At 72.0% G+C, this 26,968-nt stretch carries 19 protein-coding genes, 1 other RNA gene and 1 pseudogene; 7 read left to right on the top strand and 14 right to left on the bottom strand.

The features are described 5' to 3' along the window. Positions 1-256 precede the first annotated feature (256 nt). Entirely contained in the window at positions 257-8,221 is a 7,965-nt protein-coding gene (locus OG852_RS34165) for a ricin-type beta-trefoil lectin domain protein (protein ID WP_330349949.1), read from the top strand. A 112-nt stretch (positions 8,222-8,333) separates the two neighbouring features. Here the strand turns inward: OG852_RS34165 and OG852_RS34160 are convergent, their stop codons facing one another. From OG852_RS34160 to OG852_RS34140, 6 genes and pseudogenes are all read right to left on the bottom strand, one after another. Further along, entirely contained in the window at positions 8,334-9,044 is a 711-nt protein-coding gene (locus tag OG852_RS34160) for a hypothetical protein (protein ID WP_133909862.1), read from the bottom strand. 19 nt (positions 9,045-9,063) lie between these two features. Further along, positions 9,064-9,468, bottom strand: an RNA gene (gene rnpB, locus OG852_RS34155) — RNase P RNA component class A. Between the two features lie 115 nt (positions 9,469-9,583). Further along, positions 9,584-10,330: pseudogene (locus tag OG852_RS51050) on the bottom strand (DMT family transporter); the annotation flags it as partial. Between the two features lie 52 nt (positions 10,331-10,382). Then, a complete protein-coding gene (locus OG852_RS34150) occupies positions 10,383-11,210 on the bottom strand; it encodes a helix-turn-helix domain-containing protein (RefSeq protein ID WP_330349948.1) in 828 nt (275 codons plus the stop codon). A 24-nt stretch (positions 11,211-11,234) separates the two neighbouring features. Continuing rightward, entirely contained in the window at positions 11,235-11,756 is a 522-nt protein-coding gene (locus OG852_RS34145; RefSeq protein ID WP_330349947.1) for a TetR/AcrR family transcriptional regulator, read from the bottom strand. After that, entirely contained in the window at positions 11,749-12,159 is a 411-nt protein-coding gene (locus tag OG852_RS34140) for a DUF4260 family protein (RefSeq protein WP_330349946.1), read from the bottom strand. Before OG852_RS34140 ends, OG852_RS34145 begins: the two co-directional genes overlap by 8 nt. A 235-nt stretch (positions 12,160-12,394) precedes the next feature. Here OG852_RS34140 and yaaA point away from each other — a divergent pair, with 235 nt between their 5' ends. Together yaaA and eda are read left to right on the top strand one after the other, a co-directional pair. Then, complete coding sequence (yaaA, locus tag OG852_RS34135) at positions 12,395-13,177, top strand: peroxide stress protein YaaA (RefSeq protein ID WP_133909834.1); 783 nt, start codon at positions 12,395-12,397, stop codon at positions 13,175-13,177. 76 nt (positions 13,178-13,253) lie between these two features. Beyond that, entirely contained in the window at positions 13,254-13,928 is a 675-nt protein-coding gene (gene eda, locus OG852_RS34130; RefSeq protein ID WP_330349945.1) for a bifunctional 4-hydroxy-2-oxoglutarate aldolase/2-dehydro-3-deoxy-phosphogluconate aldolase, read from the top strand. On the opposite strand, the gene OG852_RS34125 is transcribed toward eda, so the two are convergent. The 3 genes from OG852_RS34125 to OG852_RS34115 are packed head-to-tail and all read right to left on the bottom strand — an operon-like array spanning position 13,900 to position 17,278. Next, the gene (locus tag OG852_RS34125; RefSeq protein ID WP_330349944.1) at positions 13,900-15,669 is read right to left on the bottom strand and encodes a bifunctional RNase H/acid phosphatase; all 1,770 of its coding nucleotides are present in this window, start codon (positions 15,667-15,669) and stop codon (positions 13,900-13,902) included. The genes eda and OG852_RS34125 overlap by 29 nt on opposite strands. An 11-nt stretch (positions 15,670-15,680) precedes the next feature. Beyond that, the gene (locus OG852_RS34120) at positions 15,681-16,424 is read right to left on the bottom strand and encodes a zinc ribbon domain-containing protein (RefSeq protein ID WP_166663407.1); all 744 of its coding nucleotides are present in this window, start codon (positions 16,422-16,424) and stop codon (positions 15,681-15,683) included. Continuing rightward, positions 16,421-17,278, bottom strand: a complete 858-nt coding sequence (locus OG852_RS34115) for a Nif3-like dinuclear metal center hexameric protein (RefSeq protein WP_133909831.1) — start codon at positions 17,276-17,278, stop codon at positions 16,421-16,423. The genes OG852_RS34120 and OG852_RS34115 overlap by 4 nt, the downstream gene beginning before the upstream one ends. 220 nt (positions 17,279-17,498) lie before the next feature. Here OG852_RS34115 and OG852_RS34110 point away from each other — a divergent pair, with 220 nt between their 5' ends. Together OG852_RS34110 and OG852_RS34105 are read left to right on the top strand one after the other, a co-directional pair. Further along, positions 17,499-18,650 (top strand): hypothetical protein, encoded by a 1,152-nt coding sequence (locus OG852_RS34110; RefSeq protein WP_330349943.1) that lies wholly within the window; start codon positions 17,499-17,501, stop codon positions 18,648-18,650. A gap of 96 nt (positions 18,651-18,746) precedes the next feature. Next, positions 18,747-18,905 carry a hypothetical protein gene (locus tag OG852_RS34105; protein ID WP_166663383.1) on the top strand — a complete coding sequence of 53 codons (159 nt, stop codon included), beginning with the start codon at positions 18,747-18,749 and terminating at the stop codon, positions 18,903-18,905. A gap of 82 nt (positions 18,906-18,987) precedes the next feature. Here OG852_RS34105 and OG852_RS34100 read toward each other — a convergent pair whose 3' ends face one another. Genes OG852_RS34100 through OG852_RS34090 form a run of 3 tightly spaced genes read right to left on the bottom strand, consistent with a single transcriptional unit; the run spans position 18,988 to position 21,917 of the window. Beyond that, positions 18,988-19,929 carry a 3-oxoacyl-ACP reductase gene (locus OG852_RS34100; RefSeq protein WP_330351545.1) on the bottom strand — a complete coding sequence of 314 codons (942 nt, stop codon included), beginning with the start codon at positions 19,927-19,929 and terminating at the stop codon, positions 18,988-18,990. Between the two features lie 24 nt (positions 19,930-19,953). Further along, entirely contained in the window at positions 19,954-21,030 is a 1,077-nt protein-coding gene (locus OG852_RS34095; protein ID WP_330349942.1) for a Zn-dependent alcohol dehydrogenase, read from the bottom strand. Between the two features lie 29 nt (positions 21,031-21,059). After that, positions 21,060-21,917: a MaoC/PaaZ C-terminal domain-containing protein gene (locus OG852_RS34090; protein ID WP_330349941.1), complete on the bottom strand. Its 858-nt coding sequence runs from the start codon at positions 21,915-21,917 to the stop codon at positions 21,060-21,062. A 327-nt stretch (positions 21,918-22,244) separates the two neighbouring features. Between OG852_RS34090 and OG852_RS34085 the strand changes: the two genes are divergently transcribed. Continuing rightward, positions 22,245-23,621 (top strand): sensor histidine kinase, encoded by a 1,377-nt coding sequence (locus OG852_RS34085; RefSeq protein ID WP_330349940.1) that lies wholly within the window; start codon positions 22,245-22,247, stop codon positions 23,619-23,621. 32 nt (positions 23,622-23,653) lie between these two features. Beyond that, on the top strand, positions 23,654-24,286 hold the full coding sequence (locus tag OG852_RS34080; RefSeq protein ID WP_133910427.1) for a response regulator: 633 nt from the start codon (positions 23,654-23,656) through the stop codon (positions 24,284-24,286). A gap of 16 nt (positions 24,287-24,302) precedes the next feature. Here OG852_RS34080 and OG852_RS34075 read toward each other — a convergent pair whose 3' ends face one another. Further along, positions 24,303-24,956 (bottom strand): class I SAM-dependent methyltransferase, encoded by a 654-nt coding sequence (locus OG852_RS34075; protein ID WP_133909826.1) that lies wholly within the window; start codon positions 24,954-24,956, stop codon positions 24,303-24,305. Between the two features lie 173 nt (positions 24,957-25,129). Further along, positions 25,130-26,839: an MFS transporter gene (locus OG852_RS34070; RefSeq protein WP_330349939.1), complete on the bottom strand. Its 1,710-nt coding sequence runs from the start codon at positions 26,837-26,839 to the stop codon at positions 25,130-25,132. Positions 26,840-26,968: the final 129 nt, after the last annotated feature.

The following is a 26,968-nucleotide window of genomic DNA, read 5'->3' as shown; positions in this document are numbered from 1 at the left end:
GGATCACCTTTCAGGACGTTCCACCTCGCGGTCGATCTTGTATTGCGCTGCGGACATGACAGAGAGTGCGCACGCACGCGCCTGAGCCGGACGTGTGCCCTCGAACGATCCGCCAGGGTGGGAGTCGACGCGTATGCGTGCTTCAGGTCCGCTGTCATGGCTGGGGCGTAGACGCCCAGCCATGACATGGTCACAACGACGGCGTCGGCGGCGAAGCCGCACGGCGACCGTGCTTCTGCTGTCCTCGACACTGACCGTGACCAGCCTGGGCGGGCAGGCCCTGGCCGTCCCCGAACCCGGCATGAGCCGCGAGAAGTCGATCGCCGAGGTCGACCTCCCGGAGCTGCCCGAGCCCACCGAGGTCGAGGGCGACGAGGCCGCCGACAAGACCCTGACGCTGGCTCCCGAGAACCCGGTCGACCCGTACACCCCCGCCGCCACGGCGACATGGACCTCCGGCACCGGCAGCGCCACGCTCTCCACGACCAGCGAGCCCGGCACCACCGTGCCGGTCACCAACAACCTGCCGGTCGCCATCGGCGTCCCCGAGGGCGGCGACCCCGCCGCCCTCGCCGGCGACTGGACCGTGGGCGTGGCCCCGCAGACCACCTCGCAGGACGCGGGCGTCTCCGGCATCGTCATGAAGCTCACCCCGCCGGCTTCCGTCGATCCGGCCGCCGAGGTCGCGATCAGCGTCGACACCACGGGCTTCGCCGACCTCTACGGACCGCAGGCCGCCGACCGCTTCGGTCTGATGCTGCTGCCCGAGTGCGTGTACTCCTCCCCGGCCGCGGGTGACTGCGCCGACGGCGGCGGTATGACCACGATGTCCCTCTCCAGGGGGTCCGCCGACGGGGACAAGGACGTCAGGAACGGCAGGAAGGACTTCCAGCGGCTGCGCAGCTCGGTGGAGACCGTGCCGGCCAAGGATGCCCCCACCCGGACCAAGTCGGCCAGGAGCGCCAAGACCCGCAAGGTCCTCAGCGGCAGCATCCCGGTCGCCGGCCTCGTCGGTGAGGGCTTCGTCCCCTCCGGCGCCACGAAGGCCTCCTACCGGGACGGTGTCCGGCCCGCGGTCGCCGCGAACGGCGGCGGTGCCGTCGGCGCCCTCGACACCGGCTCCTCGGTGTCCGGTGACTTCACGGCCTCGCCTCTGCTGTCCTCCGGCTCCTGGTCGTCGGGCTCGTCCTCGGGCGCCTTCACGTACTCGTACCAGATCCAGGTCCCGGAGACCGCCGGCGGTCTGATGCCGAAGGTCGGTCTGTCGTACTCCTCGCAGTCCGTCGACGGCCGTACGTCCTCGACGAACAACCAGGCCTCCTGGATCGGTGACGGCTGGGACTACAACGCGGGCTCCATCACCCGTACGTACGCCAACTGCCGTCAGGACTCCAAGAAGGCGGGATCGAACAACTCCACGCACCGCACCGCGGACCTGTGCTGGGGCTCGGAGAACGCCACCCTCTCCCTCGGCGGCCTGACCACCGAGCTGGTGTGGGACAAGACAAAGGGCAAGTGGTTCACGGCCAACGGCGACGGCTCCACCGTCGAGCTCGTCAAGGGAGAGGCCACCGGCAACGGCGCCAAGGACGGTGAGTACTGGGTCGTCACCACCAAGGACGGCACCAAGTACCACTTCGGCAAGAACAAGCTCCCGGGCTGGTCCGACCACGGCACCGCAGCCGACGACCCGACCACCAAGTCCGTCCTGACCGTCCCCGTCTACGGCAACCACAGCGGCGAGGACTGCTACAAGGGCCCCACGACCACCGACTGGACCAACTCCTGGTGCACACAGGGCTGGCGCTGGGGCCTCGACTACGTCGAGGACATCCACGGCAACGCGATGTCGCTGTGGTGGGACAAGGACCAGAACTACTACGCCCGGAACTTCAACTTCAAGGCCCCGGTCGTCTACGACCGTGACGGCTGGCTCAGCCACATCTACTACGGCCAGCGCAGCGACAGCATCTTCACCGCGACGGCCCCGGCCCGGGTCGGCTTCACGGTGGCGGAGCGCTGCTACACCGTCAAGGACATCACCTGCTCCGAGGCCAACTTCACGTCCAAGGACCCGCGCAACTACCTGCCCTGGTACGACACCCCGGCCGACCTGCGCTGTGAGAGCGGCAAGAAGTGCTGGAACGCCGGTCCGACCTTCTGGACCCGTAAGCGCCTCGACAAGATCACGACGTCGGCCCAGCGGCGCACCGACACCGCCGCCCGCCAGGTCGTCGACGAGTACCAGCTCAAGCAGAGCTTCGCCAAGCTGCTGACCGGCCCGAACACGGCCCTGTGGCTGGAGTCCGTCCAGCGCACCGGCTATGCCCGCAACGGCTCCACCGACGCGAGCGTGACACTCAACACCGTACGGTTCGAGCCCAACACCGAGGACATGCCGAACCGCGTCAAGGCGGTCAACACCCATCGTCCCGGCTTCTCCCGGCTGCGCATCGGCCGCGTCGTCAACGAGTACGGCGGCGAGACCGTCGTCACCTACAAGAAGATCGGCGGCGACTGCCTCACCGGTGACCTGCCGCTGCTCGACCAGCGGCCCGGCGAGGACCGCGCCACGGCCATGGCCCGGCTGCAGGCCCAGCTCAAGGTCAACGACCGGCTCTGCTACCCGTCGTTCTGGAACCCCGACCCCGAGGTCGAGGACATCGACTGGTTCCACAAGTACGTCGTGGACACCGTCGAGGAACTGCCGAACATCGACGGCAACTACACCGTCAAGACGGCCTACCAGTACAAGAACCCGGCCTGGAAGCTCGCCGAGGCCGAGTTCACCAAGAAGTCCCAGCGCACCTACTCGCAGTTCGCGGGCTTCGAGCAGACCACCGTGCTGACCGGCCCGGACGACGAGGCCAGTGCCGCGCAGCGCTCCAAGTCGGTCACCCGCTTCTTCCGGGGCCTCGGCGACACCGTGTCCGTCAAGGACATCACCGGCGCCGAGATCGCCAAGGACGAGGAGCCGTTCGCCGGCCGGATCGCCGAGGAGCTCACCTACACCGACTCCACCAAGGCCGACTCCGACTGGCTGAGCCGCAGCGTCACCAAGCCGGCGGCCACCGAACTCGCCCGGCGCGACCGCGACGACGGCCTGAGCCCGCTGCGGGCCTGGCGGGTCACGGAGCCGGAGGAGATCGCGTACACGAAGTCGTCGGGTACCAACTCCGACGACCCGCGTGCGGCGCGGTCGGTGAAGACGACGACGACGTACGACCCGACGTACGGTCTGCCCACGCTGGTCGAGTCGCTGGGCGACACCGGCAAGACCGGTGACGAGTCCTGCACCAAGTCCGAGTACGTGCACCAGACCGCCAAGAACCTGATCGGTCTCAGCAAGCAGGTCCTCGTCTCCCCCACCACCTGCGCCAACGCGAACTGGAGCGACCTCACGACGCTGAGCGGCGCCGCCCGCACCGCGTACGACGGAGGGGTCTACGGCGCGACGCTGTCGGGCTCGACCCGCGGGCTGGCCACCGAGTCGTGGTCGCTCAAGGGCGACGGCACCGGCTTCCAGACCAACGGAACCGCCGGCTTCGACGACATCGGCCGGGTGACCCGGCAGACCGACCCGGACCAGCTGGCCCAGTCACTGCCGAAGTCCTCCACGATCACCTACTCCTCCGAGGGACCGGCCACGGGCCAGGTCTTCAAGGTCACCACGACCAATGTGCTCGGGCACAGCCAGACCCAGGAACTGGAGCCCGGCCGCTCGGTCACGGTGAAGACGACCGACGCCAACAACCTGGTCAGCGAGGCGAAGTACGACCCGCTGGGCCGGCTCTCCGAGGCCTGGGCCCCGGGCCGCGCCCCCTCATCCTCCTCGGTGCCGGACTTCCGCGCGGTCTACACCATCCCGCCGGAGGAGACCGACCCCGACCACCCGAACACCAAGATCCGCAAGCCTCCGTACGTCACCACGTACAGCCGGGGCTACGAGAACCGGGTCGAGACCTCCGTCACCCTCTACGACGGCCTCGGCCGCGAACGGCAGACGCAGGAGGAGGCCGACGGCGACGCCGGCTGGCTGATCACCGACACGCTGTACAACAACGCGGGTGAGGTCTACCGGACCAACAACGCCTATCTGACGGCCGAGGCCGAGCCGGGCGAGCTGTTCACCCCGGTCTCCGACACGGCCGTCCCCAACATCACCCGCTACACCTACGACGGTCTCGGCCGCGTGCTCCAGGAGACCCCGTACATGAAGTACGTGGATCCGAACACGCAGGAGTCCAGCTCGAAGGCGTACCCGGAGCGGGGCGTCCGTTACGAGTACGGCGAGGACTGGTCGAAGGTCGTCCAGCCGCAGGGCGACTCGTCCTACCGCGTCTACACCGACGCGACGGGCCGGACCCTGCGCGCCGACACCTTCAACCCCGCGGCGCCCGGGGGCTTCACGTCGACGCGCTACGAGTACAACGCGAAGGGCCTCGTCGACAAGGCGATCGCCTCGGCCGATCCCACGCACCCCTGGTCCTGGACGTACGACCACAACGGCCGGATGGAGACGGCGACCGACCCCGACTCGGGCACGAGCCGTACCGCGTACGACGCCCGTGGCCGGGTCCTCACCACCACCAACGCCCGCGGCATCAAGGTCTGGAACGCCTACGACGAGCTGTCGCGGCCGAAGCAGCAGCGTCTGACCGACTCGTCCGGCACGGTGCTCGCCGACTTCACGTACGACACCGCCCCGGGCGGCAAGGGCATGCCCGCCACCGCCACCCGCTACACCGACACGCTGGCCTACACGCAGACGGTCGGCGGCTACACAAAGGACTACCAGCCGACCTCGACCACGCTGTCGCTGCCGCAGTCCGTCGTCGACACCTGGGGGCTGAAGAAGGACTACACCTACAGCTACTCCTACTCGGACACGGGTGCGCTGGAGGAGGGCACGCTCCCGGCGGTCGGCAGGTTCGACGCCGAGAAGCTGGTCGTCCGATACAACGAGGACGGCAAGCCGCTCTCCGTCTCCGGCAAGGACTGGTACGGCTCCGAGACCCTCTACGACCCGTACGGCCAGGTCCTGCGCTCCACCCTGGGCGCCCAGCCCTACCGGGTGTGGACGCAGAACTCGTACGACGAGTCCAGCGGTGAGCTGACGGACCAGCAGGTCTACCGCGAGAAGTCGGGGACCGCCGCGGACACCTCCGTTGTCGCCGACAACCTGGTCTCCCACCGGGCCTACACCTACGACCCGGCGGGCAACGTCACCTCGATCGAGGAGAAGTCCGTCGGGATCGAGGAGCGGCAGTGCTTCGTCTACGACCCGACGGGGCAGCTGAAGACCGCCTGGACCGCCAAGAACCCGGCACAGAACTGCACCACCCCGAAGAACGCGGACGGCACGGTGAACGTCGCCGCGGGCAAGGACGCCTCCGGCTACTGGCAGGAGTACGCGTACGACCTCCTCGGCAACCGCACCCAGCTGACCGAGAAGGACCTCACCGGCACCACCGCCAAGGACGCCACGACCGACTACGCCTACGGCAAGGCAGACGGCAGCCAGCCGCACACGCTGACCAAGGTGTCGAAGACCTACACGACCCCCGCGGGCGCGCAGGTCAAGGCCGAGGCCACCCGTCTGTACGAGCTGACCGGCGAGACCAAGTCGATCACCTCGATCCAGAACGGTGACAAGCAGGACCTGACCTGGACCTACGACGGCAAGATCGACCGGATCAGTGGTCAGGGCAGCGGCGGGAAGACGCCGTACGTGGGTCTGGCCGACAAGTGCCTCGACCTGAAGTCCGGAACGGCGGCCACCGGCCAGCCGATGCAGCTCTACACCTGCAACGCGTCACCGGCGCAGAACCTCAGGTTCACGCCGACCCCGGCTCCTGTCGGAGGGACGCAGACCAACCCCGACCGGGGCACCCTGTCGCTCTACGACACCTGGTGTCTCCAGCCGACCTCGAACGCTCCGGGATCGGCGGTGCAGATCCAGAAGTGCGGCACCACCGCCGCGCAGGTGACCGCCCAGGAGCTGCGGCGGAACACGGCCGGACAGCTCATCCACCAGGACTCGGGCCTGTGCCTGGCGGTCCAGGGCGCGAACTCGGCCAACGCCACACCGATCGTCCTGGCGACGTGTGACGGCTCGTCGTCCGCGCAGCTCTGGCAGCCGCAGAACGAGACCCGTCACATCTACGGCCCCGACGGTGAGCGTCTACTGACCGTCAAGGGCAAGCAGGCCACCCTGCACCTGGGGGAGGCCGAGGTCACCGTCCAGAAGGGCGGTGTCCTGGTCAGCACCCAGCGCACCTACGTCGTCCCCGGCGGCGGCGCGGTCATGCGCTACGCCTACGGCAACGGTGCGGAGACCCTGGTCGCCCAGACCGCGGACCACCAGGGCAGCGTGTACACGGAGGTCGCCCTCAACGGCACCATGCCGGTACGCATCCGCAAGCAGGACCCGTTCGGCAACGAGCGCGGCACCGCCGGTGCCAGCCTGCAGAACCACAAGGGGTTCCTGGGCAAGACGCGTGACGACGCCTCCGGCTTCCAGCCGCTCGGCGCGCGTCTGTACGACCCGGTGATCGGACGCTTCCTGTCCGTCGACCCGGTGCTCGACCTGAACGACCCGTTGCAGGCCAACGGGTACGCCTACGCGCAGAACAACCCGGTCACCTACTCCGACCCGACCGGTCTGGCGATCAGCCTGACCGCCTCGGAGAAGGCCGCGGCCCTCGCCGGCGCGGGTCTGTCCGCGGCGCAGGTCGCCCAGGCGCAGTCCATGATGGGCAAGTCGCTGACCTCGGTGATCCTCGCCGTGGCCTGGGAGACGCTGAAGGACTTCATCGGCATCAACGACGCCATGGCCTGCTTCGGCGGTGACATGTGGTCGTGCGGCAGCATCATCCTGGACGCCATTCCCTGGACGAAGCTGGGCAAGATCCCGTCGGTCCTGAAGGCGATCAACCGCACCATCGACGCCATCCAGGCGTTCAAGGCCGCCAAGCGGGCCGCCGAGGCCGTGCTCAAGGCCGCCAAGGCAGCCGAGGCCGCGGCTCTGCGGGCCAAGAAGCTGGCCATCGAGAAAGCCAAGAAGGAGGCCGCGCAGAGAGCCAAGAAGAAGGCCGCTGAGGCAGCCAAGAGAAGGGCCGACGCGGCAGCCGCCGCGAAGCGGAAGACAGGTAACCCCGTCCACAAGCAGTCCCAGGCCAAGGCCGCCCCGAAGGTGTCCACCAGCAAGGCCTCCGGAGGTGGTGGCGGCAAGAGCGGCGCCGGTTCCAAGCCCGGCGGTGGTTCAAAACCCGGTGGCAATTCCGGCGGCTCCTCGCGCAACAACGGCGGATCCAGCGGAGACGGCGGGTCGGGCAGGTCGGAGACGGGCGGCGGCTGCAACAGCTTCGTGCCCGGCACGAAGGTTCTGATGGCCGACGGCTCCACCAAGCCGATCGAGCGGGTCAAGGCGGGCGACAAGGTCGTCGCGACCGACCCGAGGACCGGCGAGACCCGGATCGAGACGGTCACGGCCGAGATCAAGGGCCGGGGTCTCAAGCACCTCGTCGAGGTCACTCTCGACACCGACGGCTCGAAGGGCACGAGGACGGCCCAGGTCACCGCGACCGACGGCCACCCCTTCTGGGTCGCCGAACTCGGCGAGTGGATCCCCGCCACCGACCTGAAGTCGGGCCAGTGGCTGCGGACCAGCACCGGTACGTACGTACAGATCGCCGCGATCCGGCGCTGGACGGCGCAGCGGGCGACTGTCCACAACCTCACGGTCGGCGATCTCCACACGTTCTACGTGGTGGCGGCGGGGACCTCGGTCCTCAACCACAACACCAGCGGCCAGGCGTGCGAGGTCTGGACCTCCCAGCAGACGCACCAGACCTCGGGTGTGCTGGACACCCAGGTCGATCAGATTCCGCTGGGCAGTGGACCGGACTCCGGTGGGTTCCTCAGCCAGGACAGCAACGCGGTCAGTGGGACCAACGGCGTCGTCGACTGGCGGACCATCCCGGGCATGACGCAGGAGAACCGCCACCACGTCGAGATGCAGGCGGCGGCCTATATGCGGCTGAACAACATCCGGCAGGGCCGCGTGTACATCAATCACCCGGGGGGCGTCTGCGGCTACTGCGACGGACGCTTCTACCAAGGGGGAGTCAATATCGAGGACGCCCTGCCCCATGGCGCGGAGCTCTGGGTCACCGTGGTCGGAGGGGGGACGACGTACTTCCGCGGAAACCGCAGGTGATCCCCGAGTGATCTCTAGGGATCCGGCGTGACCGGTCTGCCGGTGGGGCGTGCAAACGCTCCACCGGCAGACGCGCTTTCGCGGGCGGCCCCCTCGGCGCGGATCCGGAGTTTCAGAATGGGGGCGCCGGGGACGGCTCGTCGGGCCGTTCCTCGCGGCGTGGCCTTTCCAGGACGTGGGGTTCCAGGCCGGCGCGGTACGTCTGGAGATCTGTGCCCGGTGCTGCCGCGACGGTGAGCATCCGGCTCTCCTGGCCGGGCGGGGCGTAGCCGGCCGGCGGCGGGGCGATCCGGGCCAGGGCGTCGTCACTGCACAGCCACCGGGTCGACGGCGCCTCGTTGACCGCAGGGGCGAAGGGCAGGGCAGAGAATCCGTTCAACGCGCCGGATGCGAGCACCTCGGCCGGCACCACGGCGGAGAACTTCACCTCGGTTCCCAGCAGGGCCTCGTGCACGGTGCGGTGCAGCAGGAACCGCTCGAGGCTCTCGCCGGTGGGCCGCCAGGTGTCGGAGGTGTTCGTGCGATCGAGGACCTGCCGGTCCGTCGATGCCGGATCCACGGCCCAGTAGTAGCCGTGCTGGTTCTCGATCCAGAAGACCAGCATTCCGTCGGCGTCCCTTTTCAGATCGGCCGCCGTCACCGCGTGGTCCTGGAAGGTGACCCGCGTTCCGGTGGAAGAAGCCGCTCTGTGCCATTCGACCAGCTCGCGGGGAACGTCCTCGGACGCCGGGAAGGCCGGTTCCGCCGATTCATCGGATATGCCGTACCAACGGCGGAGAAAACGCCGGGCGCTGTCGCTTCGGGGGTGCAGGAGCTCTTCCACACCCGAAGCGTACGGGGGGCAGACGAGTCGGGCTGTACGCCGGGTTCTGTCACCCGGCTGCCTCGCGGCGGCCGGGGAGACGGCCATCCATCTAGGGCCGGTGTTGCCACCGGCCTCGTGCGGTCTACCCGCGGACTCGGGCGGGCAGCCCTCGAACGTCCGCGCAGAGCGCTTTTCACGGCGCTCCTTTTGACCTTGCTCCGGGTGGGGTTTACCTAGCTGCCCAGGTCACCCTGGGCACTGGTGGTCTCTTACACCACCGTTTCACCCTTACCCCGCACCGAGGTGCTGGGCGGTCTGCTTTCTGTGGCACTGTCCCGCGGGTCACCCCGGGTGGCCGTTAGCCACCACCTTGCCCTGTGGAGCCCGGACGTTCCTCGGGAAGCCCCCTAGGGGGACTCCACGCGGCCGTCCGCCCGGCTCGTCTGCCGTGTCGACCATGTTACCGGGCGCCTGTCCCGGCGGGGACCAGCCGCCGTCGCCAGTACCGAGCCGGCCAGGATCAGGGCGAACGCCGCCAGGACGGCCGGCGTCAAGGGCTCGTCCAGGAAGATCGCGCCCGCCGCCACCGCCACCGCCGGATTGACGTACGTGATCACCGTCGAGCGGGTGGGGCCTATCTCCTTGATCAGTTCCAGGAAGGCCACGAACGCCACCGCCGTGCAGATCACTCCCAGGGCCGCGAGGGCGCCCAGGACCGAGGCGGACGGCATGCGGTCCGGCCGGGTCAGTGCCGCCGGCGCGGCGTAGACCAGGGCGCAGAGGGTGAGGCAGGGGGCGATGAGCTGCAGGGTCGGGACGTCCTTCAGGCGGCGGGCCGCGATCAGCGGGGCCGTCGCGTAGCCCACCACCGTCAGCAGCACCTCGGCCAGGGACTTCGCGTCTCCGCCGGTCAGATGGGGGACCGTGAGGACTCCGACTCCCGCCAGGCCCACCATCAGGCCCGTCGTCCGGCGGGCGCCCAGCACCTCCCCCTCGCCGAAGTAGCGGGCCGCCACCACGCCCACGATGGGGACTCCGGCGATCAGCAGACCGGCGGTGGAGCTCGACAGGTGCCTCTCCGCGTCCGTCAAGGTGAACCAGGGCCCGATGATCTCTATGCACGCGAAGGCCAGCATCGGGGCCCAGTGGGCGCGGACGGTGCGTGAGAAGCCCCCCTGCCGCAGCGCGAAGGGCAGCAGGAGCAGTGCGCCCAGCGCGCACCGCGTGAACACCACCATGGACGGGGAGAGGTCCTCCACCGCCACCTTGATCAGCAGATAGGGGATGCCCCAGACCACTCCCATCAGGGAGAACAGGAACCAGCCGCGTGCAGTCATGCCCGCAGTCTCGGCCCGGTCAGTACCGTGCGTCTTGAACGCTGTTGCGGTACGCCGCCGGGGTCACGCCGAGGACCCTGCGGAACCAGCGGGTCAGGTGCGCCTGGTCCGCGAAGCCGACCAGCGGGGCCACCTCGGCGGGGCGCAGTCCCGCGTCCAGGAGGGCGCGGGCGCGGTGCACGCGGTGCTGGGCCAGCCAGGCGTACGGGGGCACCCCCATCGTCGTACGGAAGGCGCGCAGGAGTTGGTAGCGGGACAGGTCCAAGCCCTCGGCGAGGTCGGCCAGGGAGGGGGGCGCGAGGAGTTCGTCGGCCAGGCGGTCGCGGACGGCCCTCGCGATGCGGTCCGCGCCGGGGACGGCGTCGCTCACCGGGCGGGCGGTCGAGTGGCGGCGGGCCAGGGCGGTCAGCAGCCAGGGCAGGCGGGACTCCGCCTCCAGGGGGTCGGGGCAGGCGCTCAGCTCGGTGTGGGCGGTGCGGAAGGCGGCGGCGAGTTCCGGGTCGTCGATCAGGGGTTCGCGGAAGTGCGGTACGCCACCGAGGACGCCCTCGGCGAGCAGGGCCGGGCCGGCGTACAGGGCGCGGTAGGCGTAGCCGTCGGTGGTGTTGCCGGGGCCGCCGGTGTGCATCTCGCCGGGGGCGAGGACGACGACGGAGCCGGGGCCGGTGCGGATGTGGCCGCCCCGGTAGTCGATGACCTCCGAGCCGCTCACGCAGACGCCGACGGTGAACTCGTCGTGGGCGTGCGGGGCGTAGACGTGCTTGTCGAAGCGGGCGGTCAGCAGGTCCAGGGGCGGGCCGCAGCGGCCGAGTCTCGCTCTGGTCCACAGCGCCTGTTCACGGCTCATGCCACTCCCCCGTTCAGCAAGGTACTAGGGGTGGAACGCCTTCAGGCCCGTGTTCCATGCCGCCGCCAGGTCCGCGTCGTCCGGAAATCTGCCGTGGATCTCCAGGATCACCATCCCGTGGGCGAACGCCCACACCGAGCGGGCCAGGTCGACGTCTGCGCCGCAGGCCCGCAGGAGCGGCATCGCGGCGCGGTCCTCCAGGCCGGGGGGCAGGAGGGCGCGGGGCAGGGGGCGTTCGGTGGCGAGGCGGTAGAGGTGGGGGTGGGCGAGGGCGTACGTGCGGTACGCCTCCCCCAGCGCCGGCAGGGAGCCCGGCTCGCGCTCCTCCGCCTCCTCCAGGGCCGCCGCCGACTCCTCCAGCATCTGCGCGGTCAGCTCGACCTCGACGGCGTGCTTGTCGGGGAAGTGCTTGTAGAGGGAGGGGGCCCTGATGCCGAGGTGGTCGGCGAGGGCCCGCATGGTGACGGCGGCGGGCCCGGCGTCCTCCAGGAGGGTCCGGGCGGCCGCCGCGATCTCGCGGGCGCGGGGCGTGAGACGGTCAGCCACGCTGGAAGCCCTCCTTCGTGCGCAGTCCGTATCCGAAGGCGCGATCGTACGAGATGTGCGCGAGCCAGCCGCAGAGGGCCGCGAAGAACGGGGGCCAGGCGACCGGCCCGACGGCGTAGTCGACCATCAGCGCGAGCGGGACCGACGCGCGGTGCAGCGCGTTGTAGTACGGCACCGCGCGGGGCGGGAGTTGCCCCTTCGCCATACGGGGGGCCTCGTCCGCGGCCACGAGGAACGTCAGGTCCGGGGCGACGAGGAGGGCGAGGGCGGCGACGCCGGTGAGCCAGCCGTGGTTGACGCCCTCCAGCACGGCGAAGGCCGACCAGAAGAGAGCCGCCGCGAGCCAGGCCGTACGGCGGACCAGTCGAAGGGGTGAGCTGGTGCTGGTGGTGGCCGTGCTCATGACTGCCTCCCGGGGCGCCGACAGCGGCGGCTAACAGCGTTAGCCTCGATGTCACGACCGTACGGCTAACACTGTTAGCCGTCAAGGGCCGGCCCCGGCCGGTCCGCGCTCGACCCTGCCGCGAATCCGTCCGCACGCGGACGGCGCCGACCGCCTCGTACAGGCGCTTGCGCACAGGGAGCGGGCGTGAGCACGCCGTACTCTGTCCGGGAGCCGAACCGCGAAGGAGAACCCCGTGCTTGTCCTGCTGCCGCCCTCCGAGGGGAAGGCCTCGTCCGGTCGTGGCGCGCCGTTGAAGCTGGAGTCGCTGGCGCTGCCCGGGCTGACCGCCGCCCGTGAGGCCGTGCTCGGCGAGCTGACCGAGCTGTGCGCGAGCGACGAGGAGAAGGCGCGCGAGGTGCTCGGGCTGAGCGAGGGACTGCGCGGCGAGGTCGCCAAGAACGCGGAACTGCGCACCGCGGGCGCCCGGCCGGCCGGGGAGATCTACACGGGGGTCCTCTACGACGCCCTGGACCTGGCCTCGCTGGACGCGGCGGCGAAGCGGCGCGCGGCGCGGTCGCTGCTGGTGTTCTCCGGGCTGTGGGGCGCGGTGAGGGTGACGGACCGGATCCCGTCGTACCGCTGCTCGATGGGGGTGCGGCTGCCGGGGCTCGGCGCGCTGGGCACGCACTGGCGTACGCCGATGGCGGACGCGCTGCCCGAGGCGGCCGGGGACGGGCTGGTGCTCGACCTGAGGTCGGCGGCGTACGGGGCGGCCTGGAAGCCGAAGGGCGAGGTCGCCGGGCGGACCGCGACCGTACGGGTGCTGCACGCGCCGACCCGGAAGGTCGTCAGTCACTTCAACAAGGCGACGAAGGGGCGGATCGTACGGAGCCTGCTGGCGGCCGGGATCGCGCCGAAGGGCCCGGCGCAGCTGGTGGAGGCGCTGCGGGAGCTCGGGTACGTGGTGGAGGTCCGGGAGCCGGCGCGGGCGGGGACGCCCTGGACGCTGGATGTGCTGGTGGACGAGGTGCACTGAGCCCACCGCCGGGGCTGCGTTGCAGCATGCGCAACGACCTTTGCGCGTGTTGCACCCCGGGGGCAGGATGAGGCGCATGACCTCACCGCCGCCCCCACCTTCGGCCGCCGCGTCGACGGCCTCGGTACTGGATCTGGCCCCGGTCGTGCCCGTGGTGGTCCTCGACGACGTCTCCGACGCCGTGCCGCTGGCGCGGGCGCTGGTGGCGGGCGGGCTGCCCGCGATCGAGGTGACCCTGCGGACCCCGGTCGCGCTCGACGCGATCCGGGAGATCTCCGGGGCGGTCCCGGAGGCCGTCGTCGGGGCCGGGACCGTGATCGCGCCGGAGCAGGTCACGGCGTGCGCGGCGGCCGGGGCGCGGTTCCTGGTGAGCCCGGGCTGGACGGAGGTCCTGCTGACGGCGATGCGGGCGTCGGGGCTGCCGTTCCTGCCGGGGGTGTCGACCACGTCCGAGGTGGTGGCGCTGCTGGAGCGCGGGGTGCGGGAGATGAAGTTCTTCCCGGCGCAGGCGGCGGGGGGTACGGCGTATCTGCGGTCGCTCGCCGGGCCGCTCCCCCAGGCCCGCTTCTGCCCGACGGGCGGGGTCGGCCCGGACAACGCGGCGGAGTATCTGGCGCTGCCGAACGTGGCGTGCGTCGGCGGGACCTGGATGCTGCCGGCGGACGCGGTGGCGGCGCGGGACTGGGCTCGGATCGAGGGCCTGGCGCGCGCCGCCCGCGGGCTCAGGGCCTCAGGTGGGACGTGTCGTTGAAGAGGCGGACGCTGGCGTTGCCGTCGGCGTAGTACGCCACCGCCGACAGCGAGGCCGCCGAGAGCTCCATGCGGAACAGGGACTCGGGCGGGGCGCCCAGGGCGAGCCGTACGAACGTCTTGATCGGCGTCACATGGGTGACCAGCAGGACCGTACGGCCCGCGTACGCCGCGACCAGCTTGTCGCGGGTGGCGGCGACCCGGGTGGCGGTGGCCGCGAAGCTCTCGCCACCGCCGGTCGGTTCGGCCTCGGGGTCGCCGAGCCACCGGGTCAGGTCCTCGGGGTGGCGCTCCTGGACCTCGCCGAAGGTGAGGCCCTCCCAGGCGCCGAAGTCCGTCTCGATCAGCCCCTCCTCGATCGTCACCTCCAGACCGAGGCGGGCGGCGACGGCACCGGCGGTCTGGCGGGTGCGGGCCAGCGGGGAGGCGAGGATGTGCTGGATCGTGCCGCGCCGGGCGAGCGCCGCCGCGACCCGCTCGGCCTGCTCCCGGCCGACCTCGGAGAGGGAGGGATCGGTGCCGCCCCGGCCGGAGAACCGCTTCTGGGGGGTGAGGGGGGTCTCGCCGTGCCGGAGCAGGACGAAGGTGGCGGGCGCACCCAGATCGGGGGCGGACCCCCAGCCGACGGAGGGCTTACCGGCGGGCGTGGCGACCGACCGGGCCGCCCGAAGATCGGCGGCGGCCTTCGGCACGGCGGTGGGGTCGGTGTCGGCGGCCCCGGCCTGCCCGGACGACGCTCCGGTGACGTCGACGGCCCCGGCCTGCCCGGACGACGCTCCGGTGACGTCGGCGAACGCCGAGCCGGTGACTCCGGTAGGCGTCGAGCCGGTGACTCCGCCAGGCGTCGAGCCGATGGCTCCGGCGGACGCCGAGCCGGTGACTCCGCCAGGCGTCGAGCCGATGGCTCCGGCGGACGCCGAGCCGGTGCCTCCGCCAGGCGTCGAGCCGATGGCTCCGGCGGACGCCGAGCCGCCTGCCGAGCCGGACGTGCCGACGGTCGCCGAGGCACTTGCCGAGCCGGTCGTCGGCGCGGACGCCGAACCGGTCGCCTGCGCGGACGCCGAGCCGGTCGCCTGCGCGGACGCCGAGCCGGTCGTCTGCGCGGATGCCGAGCCGGTCGTCGTGGCGGCCCGGGAAGCGGTCGTCTCGGCCTCCGTCGGGTCGGCACCGGTCGAATGCGGTGTACGTGCCTGGGCCAGTGCCTCGCGGGCCCGGGCCGCGCCCGCTGCCGCGTCTCCGGGCGGACCGGAGGGCTCCGGCACGGTCACCGCGGCCCGGGCGGCCGCGGCCGTGTCCAGGGCGGCGCGGGACGACTGCGGGTCCCACTGCTCGCCGCGCCGGCCCGCGTCCATCGCCTCGTTGGCGAGCCGGTCGGCGTGCTTGTTGCGCTCGCGCGGGATCCACTCGTAGGTGACCTGTGCGGGCGGGAGCAGCCGGGCGGCCTCGGTGGCCAGCGGCTTCATGTCGGGGTGCTTGATCTTCCAGCGGCCCGACATCTGCTCGACCACGAGCTTGGAGTCCATCCGCACCCGCACCGTCGCCGACGGGTCGAGTTCGAGGGCGGCGCGCAGTCCGGCCAGCAGCCCCCGGTACTCGGCCACGTTGTTCGTGGCGACCCCGATGTACTCGGCGCGCTCGGCGAGCGTCTCCCCGGTCGCCGCGTCGATCACGACACTGCCGTACCCCGCGGGCCCGGGGTTGCCCCGCGACCCGCCGTCCGCCTCGACGATGAACTCCCGCACGCCGCCGCCCCCTACAGCCCGGACTCGGAGGTGCGCACGAGGATCCGACGGCAGTTCTCGCACCGTACGACGGTGTCGGGCGCGGCCTTGCGGATCTCGCTGAGCTCGGTGACCGCGAGCTCCTGGCGGCAGCCCTGGCAGGTGCGGGCGTACAGCTTGGCCGCGCCGATGCCGCCCTGCTGCTCGCGCAGCTTCTCGTACAGCTTGAGCAGGTCGGCGGGGACGGACCCGGCGACGAGCTCGCGCTCCTTGGTGACCGAGGAGGCCTCGCCGTCGAGCTCCTCGAAGGCGGCGTCACGGCGGGCGGTCGCGTCGTCGATCTTGCCCTGGACGGCGCCGACCCGCTCGGTCAGCTCGGTGACCCGCTCCTGCGCGGACTCACGGCGCTCCATGACCTCCAGGACGACGTCCTCGAGGTCGCCCTGGCGCTTGGCGAGGGAGACGATCTCCTTCTGGAGGTTCTCCAGGTCCTTGGGGGAGGTGACCGCGCCGGAGTCCAGGCGCTGCTGGTCGCGGGCGGCGCGCTGGCGCACCTGGTCCACGTCCTGCTCGGCCTTGGTCTGCTCGCGGGCGGTGTCGCTCTCCTCGGTCTGCGCGGCCACGAGCAGGTCGCGCAGTTGCGTCAGATCCTTGGTCAGCGACTCGATCTCGGCGTGCTCGGGCAGCGACCTGCGCTTGTGCGCGAGCTGCTGCAGGCGGACGTCGAGGGCCTGGACGTCGAGAAGACGGATCTGGTCGGCGGGCGCGGCGTTCAGTTGGGGGCTCCCATTGCGCTAGAGGTGGGGCTGGACGCCGCGTGGGCGGTCCAGGGGTCGGTGACCGTACGCGAGACATGGACCCTGAGGCCCCATCCGTGACGGTCGGAGATCTCGTCGAGCTGGGCTGCGGCCAGCTCGCACCAGGGCCACTCGGTGGCCCAGTGCGCCGCGTCGAGCAGCGCGAGAGGGCTCCGGGCGCGGGCTTCCGACACCGGGTGGTGGCGCAGGTCCGCGGTGAGGAAGGCGTCGACGCCGGCGGCGCGGACGTGCTCGAAGAGGCTGTCGCCGGAGCCGCCGCTGACGGCGACGGTCCGCACGAGCGCCTCGGGGTCGCCGGCCACCCGGATGCCCTGCGCGGTGGCGGGCAGCCGCTCGGCGGCGCGGGCGGCGAACTCGCGGACGGTGACCGGGTGGTCGAGCGCGCAGATCCTGCCGAGGCCGCGCCGCCCCTCGGGGTCGCTCGCGTCGGGCACGAGGGGCCGTACGACCCGCAGGTCGAGCGCGCCGGCGAGGGCGTCGCTCACGCCCGGGTCGGCGGTGTCGGCGTTGGTGTGGGCGACGTGCAGGGCGATGTCGTTCTTGATGAGGGTGTGCACGACCCGGCCCTTGAAGGTGGAGGCCGCGACGGTCGTCGTCCCTCGGAGGTAGAGCGGGTGGTGGGTGACCAGCAGGCCGGCCCCCAGCTTCACGGCTTCCTCCACGACCTCCTGCACGGGGTCGACGGCGAACAGCACCCGGGAGACGTCCTGATCCGGCTCCCCCACGACGGTGCCGACCGCGTCCCAGGACTCGGCCCGCTCGGCGGGCCACAGGTTGTCCAGCGCGGCGATGACTTCAGACAGACGGGGCACGGGGAAAGGCTACCTGGCCGCTCCGCGGACCCGGGACGGCCGGCGGTGTGCGCGCATGACGGCCGCGGGCGTCGACGCCGGGCCCTGCGGAGAACAGCACAGCCACCCCGTCCGCCTCTGGCGAATCGGTTCTGCACCACTCTTACGAGGGAAGCCCCCGTCTCCCGCTCCCCCGCCCGTGCGTGCGAAAACTAGCTTCTTCGCCGGAGGTGACCGACCCATGACGGCCTGTGCGATCGAACCCACCACGGAGGACGGCGACGAGGACCCCCCGTCGCCCGTCCCCCCGGCCCCCTGTGTGATCACCGCGGACGGCGCCTACGCCGCACGTCTCGCCCGCGGCCCCCGTCCCGACAGCTGGTTCCCGGAGCGCTGGACCCTCGACGGCCCCGAGCCCTACGCGGTACCGCTGCCGGTCCACCAGCCCGAGGAGCCCGGCACCCAGGTGCAGCCGCTGGCCGACGGCCGGGTGCTGGTCTGCCGGACCGTGCGGGACCGGCACACCTTCTCCCTCCTCTACCCCACCGGCCCCGGCACCGGCGAGCTGCCTCTGGGCGCCGTGGAGTGCCGGGGCGAGGGGGCGGGGCTGCGTCTGCTGCCGCCGGCACCGGGCGGCGGGCGCGCCTACGCCCTCGCCGTGGGCGGGCGCACCAGCACCGTGTGGCTGGTGGCCGGCGGTGCCTTCGGCCCGGAGCGGGTGGCCGACGTCCCCGGCCACTGCTCGGGAGGCGTCTGGCTGGACCGTACGGGCCGGATGCTCGCCCTGGACCGTGAGCTCGGCGGCCGGACCAAGACGGTCGTGGTGGACCTGGCGGACGGCGAGGTCTCCCCGCTGCTGCAGATCGCCGCCCACAGCGACGACCGTCTCCTGCTCGCCGACCCGGACAGCGGCCTGCTGGTGATCCACTCGGACGCCCCGTCCCCCGGCGCCCCGCGGCTCGGCTGGGGCGTGCTCGGCAGCACCCTGCCGGTGCGGTTCCCGGAGTCCCTGCGGCTGCCCGACTGCACGCTCACCCCGTTCGCCGTCCAGCCCGGCCCGATACTGCTTCCGGAGCGCTGTGCCGTGGCCCTGCGCATCGACGGCTCCTCCGGCACCTGGGTCGGCACCTGGCGCCCGGCGGAACGGCGGCTCCAGCAACTCGCCGCCCCCGAGGGCTGGCTGGCGGGCAGCGGCCTGTGGACGCCGGACGGTGTGCTGTGCCTGCCGTACGCCACCGCGGACGAACCCTGCGCGGTGGCCCGCCTGACCCCGCCCGAGGTCCCCCCGCCGCCGCAGCCCGCCGCGCCGGCCGAGCCCGGGGAACCCGAGCCCACGACACCCCGTCCCGTCCCCCTGCAACAGGCGCCTCTGGGCCGACTTGTAACGAACTAGCTGCGGTTGGCGTGCCCGCCTGGATTCGCCCCATGGTGTGCCGGATAAAATCGCCCGGCTGTACGAAAGATCATGTTGACGGGGTGAACTCACCAGATGAGCGACGCAAGCACGACGCAGCCGCTGTCCGCCGACGCCCAGGAGACGGCCGGACACGGCCGGCACCGGGGTCAGGTCTCGGCCCAGGACGGCGACACGGCCCCCCGCGGGCGGCACCGCAAGCCGGCCGAGGACAAGGCCGAGGCGGCAGCCTGAGCAGGACGGCTGCCTGACAGTACGCCGAAGGGGCCCGGTCGTCCATACCCGGACGACCGGGCCCCTTCGCCCGTCCGCTCTCCTACTGTTCGCGTTTCAGGCCCAGCACCTCCGCCGCCGCGAACGTCTCGCCCGCCGGCCGCTGTGCGAAGTGGGCGCCCAGGACGCCGTCCAGCTCCTCGAAGCCGAAGGTGTCGCCCTTGCTGTCGAACTTCGCCCGCACCCGCGGCCGTTCGATCACGGCGACCATCCCGCCGTGCACGACGAGCAGCTGCCCGTTGATCCGTGCGGCGGCCGGTGACGCCAAGTACCCGACGAGCGGGGCCACATGCTCGGGGGCGAGCGGGTCGAGCCCCTCGACGGGCTGCTCGAACCCGGCGAAGACGTCCTCGGTCATCCGGGTCCGGGCGCGCGGGCAGATCGCGTTGACCGTCACGCCGTACTTGGCGAGCGCCAGCGCGCTGGACGTCGTCAGGCCGACGATCCCGCCCTTGGCCGCCGCGTAGTTGGGCTGCCCCGCCGAACCGGCGAGGAACGCCTCCGACGAGGTGTTCACGATCCGCCCGTACACCGGGACGCCCGCCGCCTTGGCGCGCTCCCTCCAGTGCGCGGCCGCGAAGCGGGTGGTGTTGAAGTGGCCCTTGAGGTGGACCCGGATCACCGCGTCCCACTCCCCCTCCGCCATGGAGAAGACCATGCGGTCGCGCAGGATGCCCGCGTTGTTGACGACGACGTCCAGCCGGCCGAACCCGGCGATCGCCGCTTCGACCAGTTCACGGGCCTGCCGGAAGTCGGAGACGTCCCCCGTGTGGACGAGGGCGGTGCCGCCCGCCGCCCGGATCTCGGCGGCGACCTCCTCGGCCGGGGCGGCCGACGCCTCGCCGGAGCCGTCGCGCCCGGACTGCCCGTAGTCGTTGACGACGACCGCCGCGCCCAGCCGGGCCAGCTCCAGCGCCTCGGCCCGGCCGAGCCCGCGCCCGGCACCGGTGACGATCGCCACGAGCCCTTCCAGCGGCAGTGACAGCTGTGCCATCGGTGGGACCGCCCCTCAGATCTCTATGCAGGTGCGCAGGGCCGTCCCGGTGCGCATCTGGTCCAGGGCCTCGTTGATCTCGGTGAGCGGCACGCGGTGGGTGATGAGCCCGGCGAGGTCGATGCGGCCGGCCCGCCACAGGGCGATGGTGCGCTCGTAGGAGGTCAGGACGTCACCGCCGCCGTACATCGAGGGCAGGATCCGCTTCTCGTCGAAGAACAGCTCGAACATGTTGAGTTGCAGATGGTCGTCCATGGCGCCCGCGCCGACGACGACGAGGGTGCCGCCGCGCCGGGTGTTCTCGTAGGCGGTGCGGGCGGTGGCGGAGCGGCCGACGACCTCGAAGACGTAGTCGAAGCCCTCACCACCGGTGACCTCCTGCTTGGCACCGGGCAGTTCCTCCGGCGACACCGCCCGTGTGGCGCCGAACCTGAGGGCGGACTCGCGGCGGGAGGCGACCGGGTCGACGGCGACGATCTCGGCGGCGCCCTTGAGCCGGGCTCCCTGCACGGCGGAGATGCCGACCCCGCCGCAGCCGATGACGGCGACCGACGAACCGGCCTCGACGTCGGCGGTGTTGAGCGCGGCCCCCAGGCCCGTCGTCACCCCGCATCCGATGAGCGCGGCGATGTCGAAGGGCACGTCGTCGGGGATCGGGACCGCGCAGCCCGCGTCGACGACGACCTCCTCGGCGAAGGTGCCGGTGCCGGCAAAACCGAACACATCCCCTGCGGGGCGACGGAAGTTGGGTGTGCCGGCGTTCATGAACCCGGCCAGGCACAGCTCGGTCTGGCCGCGCCGGCAGGCGGGACAGGCGCCGCAGGCGGGCAGCCAGCAGACCACCACCCGGTCACCGGGCTTCACCCGGGTGACGCCCTCGCCCACCTCCAGGACCTCGCCCGCGCCCTCGTGTCCGGGCACGAACGGCGCGGGCTGCGGCAGCACCCCGCCCATCGCGGAGAGGTCCGAGTGGCACAGCCCGGTGGCCCGTACCCGGATCCTCACCCGGCCGGGGCCGAACCCGACCGCCTCGACGTCGTCGAGGACCTCCAGCTTGTCCTGGCCGATCTCGTGCAGTACGGCTGCGCGCATGGTGCGGCTCCCCTCAGGTCGTGCCGGGTTCAGGCGTGTTCGACGATCGTGTCGGCGAGGACGGGCGCGTCGTCCCGGTCGATGGCGCTCACGGCGACCCGCACCTCGCCCTGCCCGCGCCACATGCGGATGCGCAGGGTCTCGCCGGGGAAGACGACCCCGGCGAAGCGGGTGGTGTACGACCGCACCCGGCTCACGTCCCCGTCGAGCAGGGTGTCGACGACCGCCTTCAGGGTGATCCCGTAGGTGCACAGACCGTGCAGGATGGGCCGGTCGAACCCGGCGCGCTTGGCGAACTCGGGGTCGGCGTGCAGCGGGTTGTAGTCGCCGGAGAGCCGGTAGAGGAGCGCCTGGTCCTCGCGCACGGCCCGCTCGACGGTACGGTCCGGTTCCCCGGCGGGCGCGTCGAGGCGTCCGGACGGCCCCCGGTCCCCTCCCCAGCCGCCCTCTCCCCGTACGAAGATCTGGGCGTCGTTGGTCCACAGCGGGCCGTCGGCGTCGGCGACCTCGGTGCGCATGACCAGGACGGCGGCCTTGCCCTTGTCGTACACGGCGGCGATCCGGCCGGTGGCGGTGGCGGTGCCCTCGGTCGGCAGGGGCCGGTGGATCTCCAGGCGCTGGCCGCCGTGCAGGACGCGGGCGAGGTCGACGTCGACGCCGGGCATGGACAGTCCGCCGATCACCCCGGGGGAGCCGGATCCCGCGACGGTGGCGAAGCTCGGCAGGACGTGCAGGCGTGACTCCAGGGTGTAGCGCAGCTCGTCGGGGTCGGTGGCGGGCAGACCGGCGCCGATCCCGAGGTGGTAGAGCTGGACGTCCTTGCGGGTCCAGGAGATCGCGCCGGACCGGGGTTCGGCGGCGAGCGCCTTGGCTGCGTCGATGGGCATGGGGCTCCTGTGTGTCCGTGGCGGGCACGGTGGTGGTGGCCGCGCAGAGCACGGTCCTGTCAAGACCTCGGTGCGACCGTCCGCACCGATCGGGCGCACCGAGGCCGTCCGCGAGCCGATCTAGAACGCGTTCCAGTCCGGCGCCCTCTGTATAGCCCAGGGCTCGACAGTTGTGAAGGCTCCTGACGGTGTGTCAGAGATGGGTGGCCTGCGGCGCGTCGGCTGTGACATTTGTACCGGTGGACCGGTGACATCCCGACCTGCCGGAGCGCCGCCCGAACCCGTAGCGTCGGGGATGTGGACACCGCTGGAACGGGGGCAGCACGGATGACGGGGACATCGAAGGAACGGTCCGGGTGGCGGGAGGCGATCGACTGCCGCCGGGAGGCGTGGCGCGCGCATGTACGGCAGGCGAGGGAGGGCAAGGAGACCGAGGTCCCGGGCCCGCCGTCGCACCCCTTCACCCTGCTGCCCTGGCTGCTGCTGGGCATGGGCGCCTTCTCCAACCTCTTCCAGGGCGAGAGCCCCAACCCGTGGCTCGGCGGCCTGGGCCTGCTCACCTTCAACTCCTGCTACATCTACGTCGCCGTCCGCGCCTTCGTGAAGGAGAAGCGGGAGTCGCTCTCCACCCGGCTGGCGCTGGCGGTCATGACGGTGGTGACCGTCGGTCTCGCCCTCGGATACGGCGGCAGCTGGGTGCTGTTCTTCCCGCTGCTCGGCCTCGCGACGGGCGCCTCCCTGCGCGGCCGGCCGCTCGGGATCGCCGGGATCGTCCTGGCCGTCGTCGCGGGAGCGGTGGCCTTCCACCACGACGGCTGGGGCGGTCTGGACACCGCGTACGCCACCTGGATCTCGACGATCGTCACGGCTGTGATCCTGAGCCTGGCCGAGGCCGTGCGGGAGCTGCGGGCGGCCCGTGAGGAGCTGGCCCGCCAGGCGGTCGACAAGGAGCGGCTGCGCTTCTCCCGCGATCTGCACGACCTGCTCGGCCACACCCTGTCGGTGATCGTGGTGAAGTCGGAGGCGGCCCGCAGACTGGCCCCCGCCCGGCTGGACGCGGCCCTGACCCAGATCGCGGACATCGAGTCGGTGGGCCGCCAGGCGCTGACGGAGATACGCGAGGCGGTCACCGGCTACCGCGAGGGCAGCCTCGCCGCGGAACTGGACCGCGCCCACTCGGCGCTGACCGCGGCGGGCGTGGAGCCGTCGGTGCACCGGTCGGGGGCACCGGTGGAACCGCAGACGGCGGCCCTGCTGGGCTGGGTGGTGCGCGAGGCGGTCACCAACGTGGTCCGCCACAGCGACGCCACCCGCTGCGAGATCGCCGTGTCGGGCACGGCGGAGCGGGTCACCCTGACGGTCACGGACAACGGCACGGGAACCGGCTGCGCGGACGACGCGGGCACGGGACCGGAGGGGACGGGCCTGACCCGGACGGGCCTCAGGGGCACGGGCCTGAGCGGGACGGGCCTGAGCGGCACGGGCCTGACCGGTCTGCGTGAGCGTCTCGCGGGGGCGGGCGGCTCCCTGACGGCGGGTCCGGCCCCGCACGGCGGCTTCACGGTCACCGCGGAACTCCCGGTGGAGCAGGGGCTCGACGCGCCGGAGCCGGTACGGGAATCCGGGGTGTTCTCCGCCGCGTCCACCTCCGCACCCGGAAGGGAGGTGCCGTCCCTGCGGACCGGCCCTACGCTGGGCCCGTGAACGACACGCCCGTCGGCCGGCCTGTGAACGAGATGCCCCGCGACCGCCGTCCCGCCCGCTCCATCAGGGTCCTGCTGGCGGAGGACCAGGGCATGATGCGCGGGGCGCTGGCCCTGCTGCTGGGAATGGAACCGGACATCGAGGTCGTCGCGCAGGTGGGCGCGGGGGACGCGATCGTGGACGCGGCCCTGTTGCACCGCCCCGACGTCGCCCTCCTCGACATCGAGCTGCCCGGCATGAGCGGCCTGGACGCGGCCGCCCTCCTGCGCGAGGAGGCGCCCGGTTGCCGGGTGCTGATCCTGACGACGTTCGGCCGGCCGGGCTATCTGCGGCGGGCGTTGGAGGCCGGGGCCGCCGGGTTCCTGGTCAAGGACGGTCCGGTGGAGGAGCTGGCGGAGGCGATCCGCCGGGTGCTGACCGGGGAGACGGTCCTCGACCCTGCGCTCGCCGCGGCCGCGCTCAGCGCGGGTCCCAGTCCCCTCACCGCCCGCGAGAGCGACGTACTGAAGGCGTCGACGGACGGGGCGACGGTCGCCGACATCGCGGCGCGGCTGCACCTGTCGGAGTCCACCGTCCGCAACTACCTCTCCTCCGCCATCGGCAAGACCAACACCCGCAACCGCATGGAGGCCCTGCGCGAGGCCCGCCACCAGGGCTGGCTGTGACGGGACGCGGACCGGTCTAGACGCCGGCGCCGGTGCGGCGCAGCACCCGCAGCGAGCCCGTGTCGGAGACCTCGGTGAAGGCGCCGGAGGCAAGGGCGCGCAGGTAGACGCGGTAGGGCGCCTGCCCGGTGAACTCGTCCACGGGGTCGGGGAAGACGTCGTGGACGACGAGAAGGCCGCCCTCGGCGACCTGCGGGGCCCAGCCCTCGTAGTCGGCGGTGGCGTGCTCGTCGGTGTGACCTCCGTCGATGAAGACCAGACCGAGGGGCGCGTTCCAGATCCTCGCGATCTGCGGGGAACGCCCGACCAGCGCGACGACGTGCTCCTCCAGGCCCGCCCGGTGCAGGGTGCGGCGGAAGGTGGGCAGCGTGTCCATCAGCCCGATCTCCGGGTCGACGGTCTCCGGGTCGTGATAGTCCCAGCCCGGCTGCTGCTCCTCGCTCCCCCGGTGGTGATCGACGGTGAGCGCGACGACCCCGGCCTCACGGGCGGCGTCGGCCAGCAGCACCGTGGACCGTCCGCAGTAGGTCCCGACCTCCAGCAGCGGCAGCCCGAGCCCCCCGGCCTCGACGGCGGCCGCGTACAACGCGAGCCCCTCGTCGACAGGCATGAACCCCTTGGCCGCCTCGAACGCGGCAAGGATCTCGGGCTGGGGAGCGGCGGCAGGCATGGGGCGCCTTTCGGTCGTACTTCACGTCGGCGAGCCCCATGCTGTCGTACCCCCTGCCGCTCATGCGACAGGGGGTACGACAGCAGACCTTCAGGGCCGCGGGGAACCGCGCGACCGGCCACAACGGGCCGCAGCACACGCCGGACGACGCGACGCACCACCCCCCATGGGTGCTACGCGGTCACCGTCTCCCCCGGCAACGAAAGATCCAGCTCGACCGCCCGCTCCTCACCGGGGTGACGCGCGGGCGACGCGAGCGGCCCGTGCCCGGAGGCCTTCGCGGCAAGCACATACGCCCCTTGGGCGGGCACGGCCAGCGCATAGCTGCCGTCCTCCCCGGAGACGGTCGCCCCGGCCTGCCGCCCCCGGTGGTCGATCAGCGTGACCTTGGCCCGGGCCACCGGCGCGCCCTCGGCGTCCAGCACCAGCCCCCGGAAACCGCGCACCGCCTCCTCGCTGCTGGCACGGGCACGCAACTGCGTAGCCCGGTTGGCCTTCGGCAGCATCAGGGCGAACAGCAGCCCGACGGCGACGGCGGCGGTGGCGATCAGGAAGGAGACCCGGAAGCCGTGCATGGTGGGGATCGCGACCCCGTTCACGTCGTTCGCCGTGTTGGCCAGCACCATGCCGATGACGGCGCTCGACACGGACGTACCGATGGACCGCATCAGGGTGTTGAGGCCGTTCGCGGCGCCCGTCTCGGAGGCCGGGACGGCGCCGACGATCAGTGCGGGCAGGGAGGAGTAGGCGAGCCCGATGCCCGCGCCGAGGACGACCGCGATGACGAGGCTCTGCCAGGCGGCGTCCATCAGGCCGAGACCGGCGCCGTAGCCGATCGCGATGATCAGCATGCCGAGGATCAGGGTGACCTTGGGGCCGTACTTGGCGGACAGCCGGGCGTAGACCGGCGCGGTGAACATCATCGTCAGGCCGAGCGGTGCGACCAGCAGACCGGCGACGACCATGGACTGGCCGAGGCCGTACCCGGTGGCGGTGGGGAGCTGCAGGAGCTGCGGCAGGACCAGCGAGACGACGTAGAAGCTGACGCCGACCATGATCGAGGCGAGGTTGGTGAAGAGGACGGCGGGGCGGGCCGTCGTCCGCAGGTCGACGAGCGGCGCCGCGCTGCGCAGCTCGAACACGCCCCACAGGACGAGCACGACGGCCGACGCGGCGAACAGTCCGAGGGTGGTGCCGGAGGTCCAGCCCCAGTCGCTGCCCTTGGTGATCGGCAGCAGGAAGAGGACCAGGCCGGCGGAGAGCCCGAGCGCGCCCAGCAGGTCGAAGGAGCCCTCGGCGCGCATCGGGGACTCGGGTACGACGAGGAGGGTGAGGGCGATGGAGAGGACACCGAGGCCCGCGGCGCCGTAGAAGAGGGCGTGCCAGTCGGCGTGCTGGGCGACGAGCGCCGCGGCGGGCAGGGCGAGGCCGCCGCCGACGCCGATCGAGGAGCTCATCAGGGCCATCGCCGAGCCGAGCTTCTCGCGGGGCAGCATGTCGCGCATCAGACCGATGCCGAGGGGGATCGCGCCCATCGCGAAGCCCTGGAGGGTGCGGCCCGCGATCATCGTCAGCAGATCGCTGGTGAGGGCGCTGACCAGCGCGCCGACGACCATCACGGCGAGGCTGAGGATCAGCATGCGCCGCTTGCCGTAGAGGTCGCCGAGACGGCCCATGATCGGGGTGGCGACGGCACCGGACAGTAGGGTGGAGGTCAGGACCCAGGTGGCGTTGCTGGGGGCGGTGCCGAGCAGCTCCGGCAGGTCCTTGATGACCGGGACGAGCAGGGTCTGCATCACCGCGACCACGATGCCCGCGAAGGCGAGCACGGGGACGACGGCTCCGCGGGCCTCGCGGGTCGGCCGGTCGGTCGTGTGCGTCATGGGGTGGGGCCTCCGGGGCGGGACGTTCAGGGTTACGTGGGAGCTGAACCTGTATGCATGGGCAACTATTCCGATGCTTTGGCGTACTAACAATTTCTTTAGCTTCTCTTGGGAAACGGGGGCCGGTCC

The organism is Streptomyces sp. NBC_00582 (assembly GCF_036345155.1).
Taxonomy (GTDB): Bacteria; Actinomycetota; Actinomycetes; order Streptomycetales; family Streptomycetaceae; genus Streptomyces.
This window is presented reverse-complemented; position numbering and strand designations above follow the sequence as displayed.